Annotated in this window: 19 protein-coding genes and 2 tRNA genes; 17 read left to right on the forward strand and 4 right to left on the reverse strand. The window is 38.2% G+C overall.

Annotated features, from left to right (window positions below):
- The first annotated feature begins 118 nt into the window (after positions 1 to 118).
- The 4 genes from KBF89_07040 (at position 119) to KBF89_07055 (ending at position 3,997) form a co-directional block, all read left to right on the forward strand.
- The gene (locus tag KBF89_07040; GenBank protein MBP9116082.1) at positions 119 to 805 is read left to right on the forward strand and encodes a type B 50S ribosomal protein L31; all 687 of its coding nucleotides are present in this window, start codon (positions 119 to 121) and stop codon (positions 803 to 805) included.
- Positions 806 to 876: 71 nt separating this feature from the next.
- Positions 877 to 2,220 (forward strand): adenylosuccinate synthase, encoded by a 1,344-nt coding sequence (locus KBF89_07045; protein MBP9116083.1) that lies wholly within the window; start codon positions 877 to 879, stop codon positions 2,218 to 2,220.
- A gap of 32 nt (positions 2,221 to 2,252) precedes the next feature.
- Positions 2,253 to 3,560, forward strand: a complete 1,308-nt coding sequence (purD, locus tag KBF89_07050) for a phosphoribosylamine--glycine ligase (GenBank protein ID MBP9116084.1) — start codon at positions 2,253 to 2,255, stop codon at positions 3,558 to 3,560.
- Positions 3,561 to 3,565: 5 nt separating this feature from the next.
- The gene (locus KBF89_07055; protein MBP9116085.1) at positions 3,566 to 3,997 is read left to right on the forward strand and encodes a hypothetical protein; all 432 of its coding nucleotides are present in this window, start codon (positions 3,566 to 3,568) and stop codon (positions 3,995 to 3,997) included.
- A gap of 6 nt (positions 3,998 to 4,003) precedes the next feature.
- Here the strand turns inward: KBF89_07055 and KBF89_07060 are convergent, their stop codons facing one another.
- Positions 4,004 to 4,213 (reverse strand): DUF1653 domain-containing protein, encoded by a 210-nt coding sequence (locus tag KBF89_07060; protein ID MBP9116086.1) that lies wholly within the window; start codon positions 4,211 to 4,213, stop codon positions 4,004 to 4,006.
- A gap of 37 nt (positions 4,214 to 4,250) precedes the next feature.
- Between KBF89_07060 and KBF89_07065 the strand changes: the two genes are divergently transcribed.
- Genes KBF89_07065 through purL form a run of 6 tightly spaced genes read left to right on the forward strand, consistent with a single transcriptional unit; the run spans position 4,251 to position 10,561 of the window.
- Positions 4,251 to 5,558: an adenylosuccinate lyase gene (locus KBF89_07065; protein MBP9116087.1), complete on the forward strand. Its 1,308-nt coding sequence runs from the start codon at positions 4,251 to 4,253 to the stop codon at positions 5,556 to 5,558.
- An 8-nt stretch (positions 5,559 to 5,566) separates the two neighbouring features.
- Positions 5,567 to 6,541 carry a phosphoribosylaminoimidazolesuccinocarboxamide synthase gene (locus tag KBF89_07070; protein ID MBP9116088.1) on the forward strand — a complete coding sequence of 325 codons (975 nt, stop codon included), beginning with the start codon at positions 5,567 to 5,569 and terminating at the stop codon, positions 6,539 to 6,541.
- 59 nt (positions 6,542 to 6,600) lie between these two features.
- A complete protein-coding gene (gene purS / locus KBF89_07075) occupies positions 6,601 to 6,870 on the forward strand; it encodes a phosphoribosylformylglycinamidine synthase subunit PurS (protein MBP9116089.1) in 270 nt (89 codons plus the stop codon).
- Positions 6,870 to 7,577, forward strand: a complete 708-nt coding sequence (gene purQ / locus KBF89_07080; protein MBP9116090.1) for a phosphoribosylformylglycinamidine synthase subunit PurQ — start codon at positions 6,870 to 6,872, stop codon at positions 7,575 to 7,577. The genes purS and purQ overlap by 1 nt, the downstream gene beginning before the upstream one ends.
- A 16-nt stretch (positions 7,578 to 7,593) precedes the next feature.
- Positions 7,594 to 8,175, forward strand: a complete 582-nt coding sequence (pyrE, locus tag KBF89_07085; GenBank protein ID MBP9116091.1) for an orotate phosphoribosyltransferase — start codon at positions 7,594 to 7,596, stop codon at positions 8,173 to 8,175.
- Between the two features lie 25 nt (positions 8,176 to 8,200).
- Positions 8,201 to 10,561, forward strand: a complete 2,361-nt coding sequence (purL, locus tag KBF89_07090; protein MBP9116092.1) for a phosphoribosylformylglycinamidine synthase subunit PurL — start codon at positions 8,201 to 8,203, stop codon at positions 10,559 to 10,561.
- A 170-nt stretch (positions 10,562 to 10,731) separates the two neighbouring features.
- Here purL and KBF89_07095 read toward each other — a convergent pair whose 3' ends face one another.
- Positions 10,732 to 11,235: an adenylyl-sulfate kinase gene (locus KBF89_07095; protein MBP9116093.1), complete on the reverse strand. Its 504-nt coding sequence runs from the start codon at positions 11,233 to 11,235 to the stop codon at positions 10,732 to 10,734.
- A 293-nt stretch (positions 11,236 to 11,528) separates the two neighbouring features.
- Here KBF89_07095 and KBF89_07100 point away from each other — a divergent pair, with 293 nt between their 5' ends.
- The 7 genes from KBF89_07100 (at position 11,529) to KBF89_07130 (ending at position 18,330) form a co-directional block, all read left to right on the forward strand.
- The gene (locus KBF89_07100; GenBank protein ID MBP9116094.1) at positions 11,529 to 11,789 is read left to right on the forward strand and encodes a hypothetical protein; all 261 of its coding nucleotides are present in this window, start codon (positions 11,529 to 11,531) and stop codon (positions 11,787 to 11,789) included.
- 115 nt (positions 11,790 to 11,904) lie between these two features.
- On the forward strand, positions 11,905 to 13,182 hold the full coding sequence (locus tag KBF89_07105) for a chloride channel protein (protein ID MBP9116095.1): 1,278 nt from the start codon (positions 11,905 to 11,907) through the stop codon (positions 13,180 to 13,182).
- Positions 13,183 to 13,243: 61 nt separating this feature from the next.
- Positions 13,244 to 14,107, forward strand: a complete 864-nt coding sequence (locus KBF89_07110; GenBank protein MBP9116096.1) for a hypothetical protein — start codon at positions 13,244 to 13,246, stop codon at positions 14,105 to 14,107.
- A gap of 51 nt (positions 14,108 to 14,158) precedes the next feature.
- The gene (gene purF, locus KBF89_07115; protein MBP9116097.1) at positions 14,159 to 15,757 is read left to right on the forward strand and encodes an amidophosphoribosyltransferase; all 1,599 of its coding nucleotides are present in this window, start codon (positions 14,159 to 14,161) and stop codon (positions 15,755 to 15,757) included.
- Positions 15,754 to 16,824 (forward strand): phosphoribosylformylglycinamidine cyclo-ligase, encoded by a 1,071-nt coding sequence (locus tag KBF89_07120; GenBank protein ID MBP9116098.1) that lies wholly within the window; start codon positions 15,754 to 15,756, stop codon positions 16,822 to 16,824. The genes purF and KBF89_07120 overlap by 4 nt, the downstream gene beginning before the upstream one ends.
- 197 nt (positions 16,825 to 17,021) lie before the next feature.
- On the forward strand, positions 17,022 to 17,222 hold the full coding sequence (locus tag KBF89_07125; protein MBP9116099.1) for a helix-turn-helix domain-containing protein: 201 nt from the start codon (positions 17,022 to 17,024) through the stop codon (positions 17,220 to 17,222).
- Positions 17,223 to 17,334: 112 nt separating this feature from the next.
- Positions 17,335 to 18,330: a hypothetical protein gene (locus KBF89_07130; protein MBP9116100.1), complete on the forward strand. Its 996-nt coding sequence runs from the start codon at positions 17,335 to 17,337 to the stop codon at positions 18,328 to 18,330.
- 11 nt (positions 18,331 to 18,341) lie between these two features.
- Here KBF89_07130 and KBF89_07135 read toward each other — a convergent pair.
- Positions 18,342 to 18,414: transfer RNA gene (locus KBF89_07135), tRNA-Phe, on the reverse strand.
- 49 nt (positions 18,415 to 18,463) lie between these two features.
- Positions 18,464 to 18,538 (reverse strand) — tRNA-Asp (locus tag KBF89_07140).
- Positions 18,539 to 18,542 lie beyond the last annotated feature (4 nt).

Here is an 18,542-nt window from a genome sequence, read left to right on the forward strand (position 1 = left end):
GCTATTGTGCGAGAATATACCTTCGGTTTTTCTAATAGAATCCATAACTGATTTAAACAGAAACTCTGACCACCAGCTTATGCAAAGTGCTTTGCTGGCCCCATATATTGGAGTAATAATGAAAAAAGATATTCATCCCGAATACCGCGACGTTGTTTTCAGCGACGCATCTGCAGATTTTAAATTCATCACACGTTCAACAGTTGTTGCAAAAGACACAATAGAGCTTGATGGAAAAACATACCCGCATGTACAAGTAGATATTTCGTCTGAGAGCCACCCATTCTTTACAGGTAAGATGAAATTTGTTGATACAGCTGGTCGAGTTGAGAAATTCCAAAACAAATTTAGTAAAACTATGAAAGAGCAGAAGAAAGCTAAAGCTGCTGCTGCTGAACAGGCGATACTTGATAAAGCTGCAGCTGATGTAGAACGTGCTGCTGAAAAAATCGCTAAAGCGCAAGCTAAAGAGATTGAAGATGCAAAGCGCGCTAAAGCTAAAGCTGCTGCTGAAAAGAAAAAAGCTCGTGAAGAGAAGAAAGTTGCAGATGCAAAAGCTGCAAAAGCTGCAAAAGAGAATCCTGAAAAACAAGAAACTCCAAAGGCACAAGATACTAAAGCAGAAACTGAAGCTTCGAATGAAGCACCAATAATGGAAACTTCACCTGCTAGCGAAACTGAAGCTGAAAAAGCTGAAGGTACTAGCGAAGAAGTTCCAGCTGCTACTGCGATTGAACCTTTAACGCAAGAAGAAGAAGCAGCACATGCAGCGAAAGCAGAAGCAAAAGAAGCTCCAAAAGCTTAAACCCATCAAGTAGTTCTGCGCTGAATTAAGAGCGCTATAGATGATAAATTAAAAAGTGAGGTAGGTCGGCTATGCCAGGAACCGTTATTACCGGGGCCCAATGGGGCGATGAAGGAAAAGGTCGGTTTACCGATTATTTAGCTGAACGTTCTGACTTTGTTGTCCGCTATCAAGGTGGTCACAATGCTGGTCACACAATTGTTGTAGATGGTGTAACTTTTAAACTCCAACTGGTACCTTCGGGTATTTTATATCCACATGTAACTCCAGTTATTGGTAATGGTGTGGTTGTAGATCCAATTGTTTTGTTAAAAGAGCTCGACAGTTTAGCAGCACAAGGTATTGATACTTCTCGATTAGTTGTTTCAGGAAATGCACACGTAATTATGCCCTATCATCAAGAGATGGATGCTTTGACCGAACGTTACTTAGGTAAAAATAAACTCGGTACGACTAAACGTGGAATTGGTCCTTGTTACGCTGATAAAGCTTTACGTGTTGGTATAAGACTTCAAGATCTATTGGACGAAAAAATCTTTCGTCAAAAACTTGAATTGGTTTTACGTGAACGTAATATAGTTTTCACAAAAGTTTATAATCGTCTTGGTTATAAAGTCGAAGAACTTGTTGAAAAATATCGCGAGCTTGTTCCACGTTTAGAACCAATGATGGGTGATACTGTTCACATTATTCATAAAGCATTAGATGAAGGTAAAGAAGTTTTGTTCGAAGGCGCACAAGCAACTTTTCTCGATTTGGATCACGGAACATATCCTTATGTGACTTCTTCAAACCCTGTAGCGGGTGGAGCATGTACAGGAGCCGGAGTTGGCCCACGTGCATTAACTCGTATAATTGGTGTTGCGAAAGCATATGTTACACGTGTAGGAGCTGGACCTTTCCCTAGTGAACTTCCATTAGAAGAGGGAGACGTCGTTTATCCCGATGGTTATTCAAGTGACCAAATTGCACAAGATATGACTATTGGTAATTTCCTTGTGGAACGTGGACGCGAATTTGGTACAAATACTGGTCGTCGTCGTCGCCCGGGTTGGTTAGATTGTGTAATGTTAAAACATGCTGTACGTTTAAATACATGTACTGAAATCGCACTTTGTAAACTCGATGTTCTAGGCGGGCTTGATGAAGTTAAAATCTGTACGGCTTATGAGATGCCTGATGGTACTCGTATTGATCATATTCCTTATCACCAAAGCGCATTTCATGATGCTAAACCTATTTACGAAACACTTCCTGGTTGGGGTAAAGAAATTGAAGATGTACCAAACTTTAGTGAACTTCCTGCAAATGCGAAAGCATTCATACATCGTGTTGAAGCTATTGTTGGCGTTCCAGTAACTTTTGCTTCAACAGGACCAGCTCGAGATCACACAGTTGTAATGCCAAGAGCTTAAATATTTTTTGTAGCACAAGCTAAACTTATCCTATGAGAATTTTGCTTTTAGGTAATGGTGGTCGTGAGCATGCTTTGTCTTGGCGGTTAAATCAATGCGAAAGTGTTTCAGAAATTATTGTTGGTGCAAGCAGTGTCAATCCTGGTATTAGTGATGATGGTATTGACAGTATAATTCTCGATATATGCAGTCCTGAGGAAGTTCTAAAACATGCGCAGGAATTAGAAATCGATCTTGTGATATCTGGCGGCGAGCCTCCATTAGTTGCAGGTATTGCAGATTTGCTTCGCATCAATAATATTAGTGTTTTTGGTCCAAACAAAGATGGTGCTCAACTTGAAGGTTCTAAAGCTTGGATGAAAGAAGTACTCGTTTCATCTGGCGCACCAACAGCACAACATCAAAGTTTTACTGCAGGTCAACTTGATGTTGCTTTACAATTTTTAGTTGATCTAGAGGAGGAAACTAAAACTGGTACTTATATTATTAAAACTGATGGTCTAGCTGGGGGTAAAGGTGTTACAGTAAGCAATTCTCTTGATGAAGCACGTGATGCAGTTAAGGAGTATTTGTCTGGTCAAGCTTTTGGTGACGCTGGAACAACATGTGTAATTGAAGAAGCTATGGTTGGCCCGGAGATCTCTATCTTTGCAATTTGTGATGGTGAGAATGTTGTTTTTATCGGAGACGCACAAGATCACAAAAGAATTAATGATAATGATGAAGGTCTAAACACTGGAGGTATGGGAGCCTATTCCCCTGTGCCATTTGTCGATGATAATTTAGTAAAACAAATTATGGCTGAATCAATAGTGCCCACTGTTGCCGAATTGAAGAGGCGAAGTATTGATTATCGGGGAGTTTTATATGCCGGATTGATGCTCACAAAAACTGGCCCAAGATTACTTGAATATAATATTCGCTTTGGTGATCCTGAATGCCAAATTTTGATGATGAGATTTAAAGGAGATATTGCAAAAGTATTAAAAGCATGTGCTGATGGCGACTTAAATTCAATTGGTTTCGATAGTGAACTTAATCTAACAGATGAAAGTTCTTTAACTGTTGTAATTTCCGCTAAAGGATATCCAGAGAATCCAGAAAAAGGTGCAGTGATTACGGGTATCGAACAAGCTAACGAAATTAATGGAGTTAAAGTATTTTTTGCTGGTGTAAAAAATGACAATGGGCAATTAATTGTAAGTGGTGGGAGAGTACTAAATGTTACTGCGACTGGTGAGAGTATTGAAATCGCTCGAGACAGAGCATATAAAGCATGTGAACTAATTAATTTCAAAGGTATGCATTATCGTACCGATATCGCTTCTCAGGCAGTTTGATTTTTATGAGAGAAAATAAAGTTCTTTATAGAGAAAATAGTTTTTCAAGTTTTTTTATTTGGATATGTCTCATAACTGGAATCGTATGGACTATTGTTGGATTTACTTCCAATGTTTATTTATTTATTGCTGGTGTTTTTATTATCTTTTTTGCTTTCCCTCTCATTTTAATTTTAAAAAGGTTTTATTCAATAGTTTTAAAAGTAGATTCGCTTAAAGTAGGTAAAGATAGTATTAAAACTAATGATATTATTTCAGTTATAAGTGATGACGAAATAATTCCGAATCAAGATGGAAAGTTACTTGGGGGCGCTTATGATTCATTCTTCGGCCAGTCAAAGTTAACTATTAATCTTAAAGATGGAACAAAGGCTACTTTTGGGGCTTTTCGTCGCGAAAAATTAGTCGATATATTAACAGGCCAAATGAAAAAATAAATGCGACTAATCCCTAGGTGAAAACCTTGGGATCTCCTTTCCATCAATAATGATATTTTCAAAAAACATATCTTTTGGTCGTGCCCATTTTTTTGACTCATCGTTTAGATCAACGTATATTATTAACTCTTCCAAGGTTTCGCTATGTTTTGCCTCATAAATAATCTTATAAATATTTCCTTTGTAGTGTCTGTATGTTTTTCCAATAGCATCCATATAGATACTTTAGTTCTATTTTCACTAGAATGGTTGTGTGATAGAACGATATACAACTCCAGAACTTGGCCAACTTTTTAGTGATGTTTCAAGAATGTCCACATGGCTAGACGTTGAAGTAGCTGTAGCGGATGCGCTCAGTGAAGTTGGTAAAATTTCACCAGATGACATAAAAACTATTCATGATACTCGCCCAATAATTGACGAAGATTTTGTTGACAATGTTTTAGAACGCGAAGCAATAACTCATCATGATGTTGCTGCTTTTGTTGATACCGTACAAGCGAAAATGGGTAATGACGCTGCACGATATATCCATTACGGTCTGACTTCTTCAGATGTTGTTGATACTGCTCTTTCTTTATTGCTAAAACAAGCAATGACTATTATCATTCAGGAAACTAAAGAATTAGATTCGGCACTTTTAGTAATCGCAAACGAATACCGCCATACATATATGGTCGGACGTACTCATGGTATTCACGCTGAACCTACAACTTTTGGTACCAAGGTAGCCCTTTGGTTATTACAACTTCGTCGTGACCAACAACGACTACAAGACGCATTAACAGCAATTTCTGTAGGCAAGCTTTCTGGTGCTGTGGGAACTTTCTCAAATATCGAACCAGCAGTTGAGAAAAAAGTTTGTGAAACTTTAGGTTTAACACCAGTAAGCGCAACTCAAGTTATTGCACGTGATCGTCATGCACAAATGCTTTATGCGTTGACTTCTCTAGGATCCACTATTGAACAGATGGCATTAGAAATCCGTCATTTACAAAGAACTGAGGTTAGTGAAGCATTTGAGCCTTTCGCTAAAGGTAAACAAAAAGGTTCTAGTGCTATGCCACATAAGCGTAATCCTGTCAAGTGTGAGCAGCTTTGCGGACTAGCCCGTGTTTTGCGTGGTAATCTAACTGCGGGTTTTGAAAATGTTGCTCTTTGGCATGAACGTGATATTTCACATTCAAGTGTTGAACGCATTATCTTGGCTGATTCCCTTACTCTCGCACATTATATGACTCGTTCTATGACAAAAATCATTTCTGGTATAGAAGTTGATGCGAAAAGAATGTTAGAAAACATAGAAGCTTCTTTTGGTGTTGTTTTTTCTCAGACAATACTCTTAGCACTTGTTGATGGGGGACTTTCTCGCGATGAAGCTTATAGAATTGTACAAGAACTTGCACAACGAGCTTTTGCTGAGCGTATTTCTTTGCGTGAACTTTGCGAAAAAGATGAACGTGTAATTGAAATCTTGGATAACGATAAATTAGCTTCGAGTTTTGATCCTGCAAGATTAGTTGCTCACACGGAAGTCGTTTTTGATTCTATAAATATATAAAGGATGTTATGACTCTTAATACTGACCCTAACTATTCACAGGCACCCAGTGTTCCAGAATTAGAAGCTTTAGGTTTACATCACCTATATGGCGGTAAGGTTCGAGATATCTATGCAGTAAATGACGACCAGCTCTTGCTTGTTGCTAGCGACCGTATAAGCGCATATGACGTAATCATGAGCGAAGCTATTCCCGAAAAAGGTGCAGTCCTAAATGGTATTAGCGCCTATTGGTTTGAAAATACAAAAGATATAATTACAAATCACGTTGTATCAACCGACGCTACTGATTTTCCGTTTACAGGAGCTAGCGAACTTTTACATGCTCGATCGGTATTGGTTCAAAAAACATTACCCATTCGTCTAGAAGCAATTGTACGAGGATATATTTTTGGTCATGGCTATAGTGAATATTTGGAAACTGGCCAGATACATGGTCATCAGTTACGAGAAGGCTTGCGACTTTCTGAGAAGTTACCTAATCCCATCTTTACTCCAACCTCTAAAGCTGAAGAAGGTCATGATGAGTCGGTAAGTGTAGAGATTGCACGAGATTTAGTTGGGGCTAAAGTATATGATTTTATTAAGGATGCTTCTATAGCCTTATATGAATATGGTGTGAAACGTGCAAACGATGTCGGAATAATCTTGGCTGATACTAAATTCGAATTTGGTTTTATAGCTAATAGTGATGGTGCGTTAAGTGGAGGTAAATCCGAGAGCTCTATAGACGACATTATATTGATTGATGAAGCAATGACACCTGATTCTTCTCGTTATTGGGAGAGTTCTACCTATTCGGTGGGAATTTCTCCGGCTTCTTTTGACAAACAATTTTTGCGAGACTGGCTTGAAGCTCAACCTTGGGATAAAACTGCTCCGGCTCCAACATTGCCACAAGATGTTATTTTTGGTACCCGTGAACGCTATGTTGAGGCATATGAACGAATAACTGGAGATTCGTTTTCGAGCTGGGTAGGTTAATACCATATCACTATAATAATTTTTGCAATTTAGTTCTATCGATCAAAAACTACTATTCTATATATATGGCAAACTTCAATGTAAAGATACAAATTTCTTCTCTTCCTGGAGTATTGGATCCAACAGCTGCAGCTATATTGCGTGCTTTACCTGCACTTAATTTTCAAGGTGTGACTAATGCGCAAGTAGGAAAAACAATTACTTTTGATCTTGAATCAACAAATGAGAATTCCGCAAAAGAAGAAGTAGAAAAAATGTGTGAAGAATTATTAGCAAACCCAGTAATTGAAGTCTATAGTTTTGATATCAATGAATCGGCTAATGCCTAATGGTTGATGTTTCTACTAAACCAACAATTGCAATCATCATTTTCCCAGGTACTAATTGTGAACTTGATGCTCAACATGCTGTAACTATTGCTGGGGCAAGTACAAAGATGATGTGGCATAGTGATACAGATTTGTCTGGAGTTGACGGAATCATCATTCCTGGTGGTTTTGCACACGGCGACTATTTACGTACGGGTGCAATAGCTCGATTTTCACCAATAATGAAATCAGTTGAAGAATTTGCCTCTAGTGCTAAACCGGTTTTAGGGATTTGTAATGGATTTCAAGTATTGTGCGAAGCGAAACTATTACCTGGTGCCCTTAGAAAAAATGACGGCATGAAATTTTTGTGTAAAGAAGTTGAGTTGGAGGTTGTCAGTAATAATTCGCCTTTAACTTCTGAATTGGAAATAGGTGAAAAGGCTACAATTCCAATAAATCATTTCGAAGGCAGCTATACATGTAGTGATGAGACTTATAAAACGTTAGTTTTAAATGATCAAATAGTTTTGCGTTATGTTAATAATCCAAATGGTTCTAAAGAATCAATTGCAGGCATCTGTAATATAGAACGCAATGTTGTTGGTTTGATGCCTCATCCTGAACGTGCATATGAAGAAATATTAGGTTCAACAGATGGCAAAAAAATGATTGATTCTTTTGTGTTAGCAGCAACAGAATCAAAAGCTAAATTAATTGACGCTTAATTTGGAAAGATGAAAGATGAAAACTATGGAATTAAGGCCAACACAACAACTTATAGTTGATGCTTTTAAAAAGCACTGTGTTACGGAAGGTGATTTCACCTTGGCTTCTGGGCGAAAATCAAAATGGTATTGCGTAGGTCGAGATTTAACTTTTCGAGGTGATTCTATAGAACTTGTTGGTCATGGAATAATGGATGCTCTAGTTGCAGCACAAGAAACAACTGGAAAAAATTTAATCGATTTTGATGCAGTTGGCGGAATAGTTGTTGGCGCTATTCCTGTTGCGATGGCAGTTGCTTCAGTTACTGGAAAAAATTCTTTCGCAGTTAGAAAAGAACCTAAAGGTCACGGCGACGGTGCATTAATTGCTGGTCCTTTAAAACCAGGTCAGAAAGTATTAATTGTAGAGGATACAGTTACAACTGGTGGGTCACTTATTCCTTCTATTGATGCAGTCCAAGCTTATGGCTGCACTGTAGTTGCAGTTGCTGCTCTTCTTGATCGAGGTGGAGAGATTTCGAAAATTTGTGAGGATAGAGATTTAACTTTCGTTAGTTCAATAACCGCACCAGATCTTGGTTTTGAATTCGGATCTTAAATTAAAATAGTTACTAGGAGAAAAATTGACTGTAGTAGAAAAAGAATCGATAATGCCTAAAGACAAAAAACCTATTTATCAACAACTTGGTTTAACAAAAGAAGAATACCAAGAAATTATAAAAGTATTAGGTGATCGTGAACCCAACGATGTTGAACTAGCAATGTTCTCAGTAATGTGGTCAGAACACTGTTCATATAAATCTTCACGGAAATATTTGAAAAACTTTCCAACAAAAGGTGAGCATGTTTTAGTCGGCCCAGGCGAAGGTGCTGGGGTGATTGATATCGGTGATGACATGGCACTTGCTATTCGTATTGAATCACATAATCATCCAAGTGCTATAGAACCATACCAAGGTGCGGCTACTGGTGCTGGCGGTATTTTGCGAGATATTTTTTCTATGGGTGCTCGCCCTATTGCTTTATTAGATTCATTGCGATTTGGAACTCTTGATGATGCTCGTACTCGCTATATAGCTGAAGGAGTGGTAAGCGGAATTAGCGGTTATGGTAATGCTGTTGGTGTACCTACTGTTGGTGGTGAAACTGTTTTTGATAAATGTTATAAAGGAAATCCTTTAGTCAACGTTATGGCATTAGGAGTTTTGCCGAAATCTCGTTTGATGTTGGCACGTGCAAGTGCTTCAGAAGATGAAAGCGGTGTAGGTAATTTAGCTGTACTTTTAGGTGCATCCACAGGTCGTGATGGTATAGGTGGAGCATCTGTTTTAGCTAGTGCTTCGTTTGAAGATGACGTAGAGGTAGCGCGTCCTACTGTTCAAGTTGGCGATCCATTTACAGAGAAAAAACTTATTGAAGCAACTTTAGAATTATTAGATAAGAAACTTGCAGTTGGTGTTCAGGATTTAGGTGCTGCTGGTATCTGCTGTGCAACTTCAGAATCTGCTGCTGCTAGCGATATGGGTATAGATATTGATTTAAGCGCTATTCATTTACGTGAAAAAGAAATGACTGCTCCAGAAATTATGACTAGTGAATCGCAAGAACGAATGTTGATTATTTGTACGCCAGAAAAATTAGATGAAGTTTTAGCATTGGCAACAAAATGGGAGATCGATGCTTCGCTAATAGGAAAAATCACTGATACTAAAAGATTTATTATTAGAGATAAAGGTTTTGATGGTGATGGCGGAGAAATAATGGCGGATGTTCCAGTCGGGGCACTTGGCGATGGCCCTTTATACGATAGGCCAAATGAAGCCGATCCAGAATTAGCAACTCGTCAAGAGAGCGATGTTGATCAAGCTTTACAAGAAAAATATGATTGTATAGAAAACTATAATAATTTGGCTTTAGAACTTCTAGCGCAACCCAATATAGCTTCAAAAAAATGGATTTTTTCACAATATGATCATCAACTATTTTTGCAAACAGTAGAGAAACCAGGTGGGGATGCATCGCTACTTCGTATTCATGGTGCTAGTGCAGGAGTTGCACTTAGTGTTGACGGAAAAGGACGATGGGCAGGCTTAGATCCTTATAACGGCGCAATAGCTATCTTGCTCGAAGGCTTGAGCAACATTGCTTGTGTTGGAGCAACTGCAAAAGCTATGGTAAATAATCTAAACTTCGGTTCCCCTGAAGAACCTGCTGTTATGAATAGTTTCGATGAAGTTATCAATGGTGCAAGTGCTGCTTGTATTGCGGCCTCAATTCCAGTGGTCGGTGGTAATGTAAGTTTTTATAATCAGAGTAACGGTGAAAATATTGATCCAACTCCGGTGTTTGGTATTGTTGGAACTGTTGAGAATCTTAAATATCGTGCACCAGGAATTAAATTTAGCGGTGATGACGTTTTAGTATTGCTTGAAACAGCACAGTATGCAAATTCTTCGTTTGATGATCGTGACGATGTTGTTTTAGCTGGTAGTGAATTGGCAACTATGAATAACGAGCGTGAAGGTATGTGTCCTGTCGTTGATTTAGAACTTTCAGTTAAAACTATTGAGGCAGTTCGAGATTTTGTATTTACACAAATGCAAAGCGAAATCAATACGCGTAGCTTGAGTGCAATTCATGATATTTCTAAAGGTGGATTATTAGTTGCTCTTTGCGAAATGGCTTCAAGTTCAGATTGTGGTTTTGATGTTGCAATAGATGCTAATGCTTCCGCTCTTTGGTCATTATTCGCCGAAGGCCCCGGCAGGTTCATTATATCTGTTAAACAAGATTGTCTAAATGATGTTATGTCTAGTTTTAATTCAGAATTACTAAGTACAACAGTAATTGGTAGAGCAGTAAAAAACGAAAATCAAAACCATGGAATAATTAGATCTGGTGCTCAAGAAATTATAAATCTTGAACTAAATGAAATTAAGGATACATTACAAAATTCTTTAGAAAAAGCTATTCACGATAAGTAGTAGTTTTGTGGTGCAATGTCGAGACTTTCAACGCTAATAGTTGATGTAACAGGCCATTGTTCATGGATTTTGTCTATTGTGGATTCTTTAGTGATTTCTGTTGAAGAGTCAATAGATTCAATTTGTGGGAATAAATGATCCCAAGCTGTTTGTGTATCAATATTTATAAATTAAGTAAAAAGCCCACGTAGCTCTAAAAAAGAAATTATTTGTGCAGCACTTGCAACTTCGTCTCTGTCATGGGTTAAAACTCTAAGTTCTGGTGCTATAGGTTTGCTGTAATCAACTGCTGCATCGGATCCTTTGCGTTCAATGCAGAGGTCTTGTGGCGTATCTATAAATACTTCAACAAAATTATTGATATTAACTCGAGTTTCTTCCGCCGCGTCTGTCCACGTAGTGTCTGCTACAACAATAGAAGTTACACCATGTTTTGCAAGCAATGTTGAAATCCAACCTAAACGTCTAGTATCAGTAGTGCCATCTCCAACGAGTCTTGGGCCCAAATCTAATGAACGGGCTACTGAATCACGTTCAAGTAATTCGCATACAATATTGCGTCGTGTGAGTTCTCCATATACAAGTCGTGCCAAAGTATGCTTGCCAGAACCAGGCCGGCCACTTAGCCAAATGCAATAACCTACGTGTGGGTTGGCTTCATTATCTAAAATCACAAATAAAGAATACCGCCTGTTGGGGTAACTTCGCCTATTAGCTACCAATTATTCTTGGGCTTTGTCCCAATGCCAGAGTCGGATTTATACAGGACACAGGTAATCCAGAAGGTAACTCTTGACTTTACTTCCTTGCTTTTTATGGTCTCGGCAGTAAATGGCTTGACAAAAAATGAAATGGCATATATGGTAATAAAAGATACTAAAGGATTAATATGAATCTCCAATAATTGATAACTCGGCTTCGGGTAACAGGAGCAGGCCTTTTTGCCTTAGGCATGGGCGCCTTTTTTATGAGCAATCACACTAAAGTTGATCCTGAGCCCATTTCTCCTGGTGATACTCCAGCCCAAATGGTTAATAAGCCTGAAGCTAGCACCAGTGCTCTTTATGGTGATGTAGGGAAAGCACTATTAGGATCTAGTTTTGCAATAAATGTCGCTGCTATTGGTACCAATAAAGTAAGAGACCCAAGTGGCGAGGTACCCACGAATGCACCGACACCTTCATCTCCTCCTCCTCCTCCTGGAGGCTTTGGTGGTCTAGATTTCTAGAAAGTACCGCAATTAATTATCTTATATAAAATAGTAATTCGAATAGTGTCCATCAAGCTATTATTATTTGGTACTCTAACGAACCTCTAATGAAAGCAACTTAGATGGATACTCTATGATGAAGCTAAGAATGCAACTTCGAACACAACTGCGTTGGCTTATTTACACAATTCCCATTGGGATATTGGCCGGGCTCTCATCTGCACTTTTTTTGTATGTTTTAGATTGGGTTAGTGAAATTCGAATTGAAAACATTTGGTTAGTTTATCTATTGCCATTAGCAGGATTTTTTATTGGTTATATATATTTTAGATATGGTGGAGAATCTTCCAAGGGTACGAATTTAGTTATAAACCAGTTACATGAACCAACAAAGCTTTTACCTCGTCAAATGGGCTTTTTCGTTATGGTGGGGACTTGGCTCAGTCACCTATTCGGTGCATCAGTCGGACGTGAAGGTACTGCACTACAACTTTCATCGAGCCTTGCTGAAATGTTTTTTTCGAAGTTAAAATTATTAAAAGAAAATGACAAATCTAGAAAAGTAATTTTAGTTTGTGCAAAAGCTGGTGGATTTGGCGCCGTGTTTGGTATACCTTTAGCCGGCGCAATTTTTGCTTTAGAAGTACAAAAAATTGGAAAACTAAAAATTGAATTGATTTTACCCGTGCTTGCAACATCGTTTATAGGTAACTATATGGTGCTATTAACTGGTTATCATCATTTCGACTATCCAAATATAAGTTTTTCTTTTAATGACCATTTGAGCATTTCATTTTGGGCAAAGATACTAATTTTAGGTATCATTTTTGGTATTACTAGTAATATTTTTTCGCTATCGATTCGATTTTTACAAAAAAACTTTTCTAACAAAATAAAATATTCTCCATTGCGACCATTCATCGGCGGAATCATTTTGATAATTGCTTTCTATGGTTTCGGAAGCCAATACCAAGGCCTGTCTATATCGTTAATTAAAGACGCAATGTATGGGAACAACGTTGCACTTAGCGTTTTCGCAATTAAAATCCTTGTCACAGTAATTGCATTGAGCTTTGGATTTATCGGGGGAGAGGTAACTCCACTATTTGTTATTGGGGCTACACTAGGCGCAGGTTTAGCTTATAGCTTTGGAAGATTTTTCAAAATGGACGTGGCTTTTATCGCTGCTCTCGGTTTAGTAGCAGTATTTGGAGGTACTTCGAATACACCAATCGCCAGTGCAGTAATTGGAATGGAGCTCTTTGGCGTGGCTATTGCCCTGCCAGTTTTGTTGGCTTGTTGTGTATCATATATGTTCTCGGTTGAAAAAGGTATTTACCACGCCCAGGCACGACCACATCATTTTAAGATAATAAATTTCATAGGTAATAGAATGAAATCTATTCTTTAGGTCGAAATATAGTCAGTGTCGCATTTGTCTTATTTTGATTTTTGTTTTATAATTATACTTCATGAAAAATTTAGCCAAAAGAAGAATCGCGCCTATTTTTACAGCTGTTGTATTGGGTTTTTTTACTTCATGTTCTTCTCCTGTCGAAGGTCAAGTTACGGGTTTTGATGAGACTACAGAAACCGATGTTATAGGTGATAGATGGGAACCGGGATTAGCTGACACTATGCCCGAAGAAGGGCCGGACGTAAAGGGACGAAAAGTAGTTTGGAAAGGCAAAAAATCTAAAACAGATCCAAGACTTAAAAGTAATTTTGATGACAAAGTGATAAAAGATGTAAAACCGAACTGGGTCAAATTTAATAATGCGGATACTTTACCTAGTGGAGAAGTTCGTAAACTCGAATTAGAAAAAGTAGTAGATAGATGTCAAGCTGTAGAAGACGGATTCTTCGAAATAGGCATAAACGATCCTGACTGTTGGGGTAAATTATGTTTTGCAGAAAAAGACGAACATTGTGAACCTGTATATGAGACCAAATACGACTATGAAATTCTTGTTGGCTATATCTACCAACAGCGTTATTACAGTTTTGTAAAATTAAATCATTTAGCAGACCTTGGTACTTGTACACCTATACCTGTTTCAAAACCTAATAAACCAGAGTTTTCCAGAACAAATATAAAATGTATTAATTCATATGAACCCAACGTTAATAAAACTACTGATAAAGAGCAATACCTCATATTTGTTGAAGAACAAAAGGGTGACAAACGTTTTTGTATGGTTGTTGATGAGGATGTTTATCGGCAAGCTAAACTAGGTGCCAATATTAAAATTAATGTAAGTGACGGAACATTTGAACTCGCTTTACCTGATCCTGTCGAAGCTCAATTTAGCTTCGAATTATGTCCTGTCTTATAAACATTCCAAGGCATTCGTCAACAACAACACTAACAAGCTAGAATATAATTAATGTGCGGAATTGTTGGCCTGTATTCTCCCGGTGAAATAACTTCAAGTCTTGCGTATTTAGGTTTATTTGCTTTACAACACCGCGGTCAAGAGTCAGCAGGAATTGCAACCAGTGATCGAGAAGAAATTACTATAGTAAAAGATATGGGACTTGTTTCTCATGCATTCGATGAAAGAAAACTTGCTCCACTCGACGGTGATATTGCTATAGGTCATGTTCGTTATTCAACCACGGGTTCTTCTCATTGGGAAAATGCGCAACCTTTATTTCGTTCTATTGGAGACATGGGTTTCACTATTGCCCACAATGGAAATTTAACCAACACGGATAAATTACAAGAATTATTAGGACAATTTCCTGGTATCTCGCAACCTACATATGGTATCGATTCGACATCTGATTCAGATTTAGTAGCACAACTTATTGAACGTGTTATGACTAAAAATGATGTAGAGGGATTGAATTCACAGTCCTCAATCACTAATGTGGACGACAGAATATCTTCACCATTAGAAATTGCTCTAGGTGAAGTTTTGCCTCAACTCGAAGGCGCTTTTTCAATGGTCTTCATGAATGAAGATACCTTAATTGGAGCTAGGGATGCGCAGGGTTATCACCCATTAGTTTTAGGAAAACTTGAAAATGGCTGGGCCTTAGCTAGTGAATCATGTGCTTTAGACATTATGGGCGCACATTTTGTTCGCGATATTGAGCCAGGTGAGATGGTAATCATTAATGATGATGGAGTTACATCATTACGATTTATAGAAGCGCGACCGAAACTTTGTGTTTTTGAATTCGTTTATTTCGCCAGACCCGACACGCAACTATATGGTAAATCAGTACATGCTGTTCGCCAACGAATGGGTGAAGAATTGGCGCGTCAAGCACCTGCAATCAATGCAGACATGGTAATGCCTGTTCCAGAATCTGGTGTACCAGCAGCACAGGGTTTTGCTCGAGAAACTGGAATACCGTATGGTGATGGCGTCGTAAAAAATCGTTATGTTGGACGTACGTTTATTTCTCCCGACCAAAAAACGCGCGCTAAAAATGTAAAAATGAAACTAAATCCTATTCGTGAAAATATCGAAGGTAAATCGTTGGTAGTTATTGATGATTCAATTGTTCGGGGCACAACGACCAAAGCATTAATTGCGATGTTGCGTGAAAGCGGTGCGAAAGAAATTCATTTTCGCGTATCCTCACCTCCATACAGATGGCCATGCTTTTTTGGTATTGATACTGGTTCTCGTAACGAACTTTTGGCAGCGAATATGAGTGTTGGCGAGATTTGTGACTATATAGGTGCCGATTCATTAAGCTATCTGAACGTCGATGCAATGATACGAGCCACTGACTCATCACCCAATTCTTTTTGTACAGCATGTCTAACTGGAAAGTATGATGTGGATGTTGCAATCGAGGTTGATGCTGACGAATTGAAACAAATTTCTGAAACTGAAACTGAAACAAGCTCAGGTTTCGTTCCAGTATTTTTCTCAACTAAAGATAGTCATCCTGAGGCGACTTCGTCCTCTGGTTATCCTGAGCTAGCTAAGCCGGTCGAAGGATCTAACTCTAAAGGTGCATTTTGACAAAAACAGACTCAACAACTTATGCGGTAGATATTGAAGCTGGCGAAGCCTCAGTTAAATTGATTCAAGATCATGTTAAATCTACTTATAATGAGAACGTGCTTTCGAGTGGCGAGACAAGCTTTGGGGGATGTCTCGCCTTCGATCCTTTAGAATACAAGCAACCAGTTTTGGTTTCTGGTACAGACGGCGTTGGCACAAAAAGCGAAATAGCTTTTGAGCTTGGAAAATATGACACTATTGGTATAGACCTAGTAGCAGCTAATGTTGATGACATAGCAGCCCAGGGTGCAAAACCACTTTTCTTTCTTGATTATGTTGCAGTCGGAATAATGGACCCTGACGTAATGGAACAGATAGTTAAAGGAGTATCCCAGGGATGTCTTTTGGCAGATGTTCCACTAATTGGTGGTGAGATGTCGGATCATCGTGGACTCATAGAACCTGGACATTTTGATTTAAGTGGAACTGCTGTTGGTGTAGTTGAACGTACAAAAATTCGTCCACAAAATATAAGTGAAGGCGATATTATTATAGGTATTGATTCACCAAATATTCGTGCAAATGGATTTACTTTAGTGCGAGATATATTTATTGGTGAGAAGGCAAAAGCGGCTCGTCCCCTTGATACTCCAGCATGGAAAGGTGCAGATATTTCACTTGGAGATGCTTTGATTGATCCTAGTGTAATTTATTCTTCTGTAATGCAAAAAATATATGCCGATACTCAGTGTGGTGATATCGTAAATGGTGTACATGGCTGTGCACATATTACAGGTGGTGGCATTAGAAGTAATGTTGCTCGTGTGTTGCCTAAGAATCTTAATGCTCAAATTACTCGTGGCTCTTGGGAAGTACCACAAATATTTAGCGAGATTGCACGACATGGTAATGTTGCCTTAAGTGAAATGGAAAAAGTTTTCAATCTAGGTATAGGATATGTTTTAGTTGTAAATAAGGAGTCCGTTTCGAAAATTCAGCAAATAATCGAGACATCAGGACGTAAATCATATTTAATAGGTGAAATAGCTAAAGGCAATGGGAATGTCCTGCTAGATAACGCATAAATATGTTACCCATTTAGGGGTATTTGTATATATTCAAATTATACTCGTATTGCGTAATATACCCCGAACTAGGCATTTTGCACATCGTAGATTAATGTACTATGATATTAACTTAAGTAATTAACAAGTTAACACTCGGCAATTGCAACGAATTAGCCCACAACGGGTAGATCGTATACAAAGGAAAAGGGGAAGCAATGGCTACCAATTATGACGAAGAAGCTCTATTGACTCCATCAGAAGTCGCAGCAATGTTCAGAGTGAATCCAAAGACGGTAACACGTTGGGCACGCTCAGGAAAAATTTCTGCTATCAGAACACTTGGTGGTCACCGAAGATTTAAAGCTTCAGAAATCAAATCATTTTTAGCTGAAGTAGAGCAAGACGTAGAAGGCTAAACCTTCGCATACTTGTTGATACTAAATCTATCTGCAATATAATTTTTTAAAACCAGTTAACGGGGGATGTTGACTGGTTTTTTCATGTTATATTTGAAATATAATTAAACAAATGTCAAATGATAAAAAAATACTATATGCCTCAATAGGTTCAAACATGAGAACTGCAAGGTTCATGGCATATATTAGTGGTGGTCCAGTAAAGGGTACACACAGAATTTACAAAGGGTGTAGGGATAATACACCGCCTACAAATAAGGTTGTTTTAGCTAGCCATATCCATCATGTATATTTTGCGAGGTCTAATGATGTATGGGGGGAGGCTCCATACAGCGGAATAGGTAATAATCATTTTGGTGGATTAGGAACAGTCGGCTTCAAACATTTAGAAGAAGGTTTTGAATTTGATGGACTTCGGAATGTGAATGTGAAAACAGAATTATTGAGTGATATTATTCAAAGAAAAGAAATGCTTTCTGCTGGATACCCAATTACTATCGAGCAATTTTGTGATGTCATGAGCCAAGAAAATGATTTGGGAATTGGTCAAATAGAACTAGCTGAAGAACTAATTTATTCATTAACATTGGAAAACCCTTTAATTGACTTGCGAAATCGTACAGGCAATAATGCCATAATTCTCCCTAATGGGGAAAAATATGAGATCAATATTGAAGGTCATTATTCCGGACTGTTGTATTTAGGTGATGTTGATGTTGATGGAGAAACATTGCGCGCAATATGTTTTACTTCGCCATTTAGTTATGAGATGGCATTAGTTCAAAGTTATTTAGGTCAACCAATATTTGATATAGAAGATAAAGAAACTATAAAAAATAATTTAGCTGTGTTAAAAGTGTCTCTTCCAGAAGATTTAATTGAACAACATGCAGATAGTGATCATTTCTTAAATCCAGCAACTACTGCATATTTAACTATGATTGCTAGCGGAGTAGAAGAACTTGGACAAGGTAATTCAGATTGGACACGAGAAAATTCTTTTGAGTATTTATTATCGCTTGCTCCTTTTAACTTAGAACAATTTTCTAAACAAACAAAACTTGTACGCAAAACTTTAGGGTTAAAACCAAAATATAAAAATAATTAAAGAAATTTTTGTGGCTGGGACCGGCGTCGATCCGGTGACCCCACACTTTTCAGGCGTGTGCTCTACCGACTGAGCTACCCAGCCACACACATACTCTTCGGGTAGTAGAAGCCTACCTTTTTAGTATGTGAAGCGGTCCCGACGAGATTTGAACTCGCGACCTCCGCCTTGACAGGGCGGCGTGAACTCCAGACTTCACCACGGGACCAATT

The organism is Acidimicrobiia bacterium (assembly GCA_018057765.1).
Classification (GTDB): domain Bacteria; phylum Actinomycetota; class Acidimicrobiia; order IMCC26256; family JAGPDB01; genus JAGPDB01.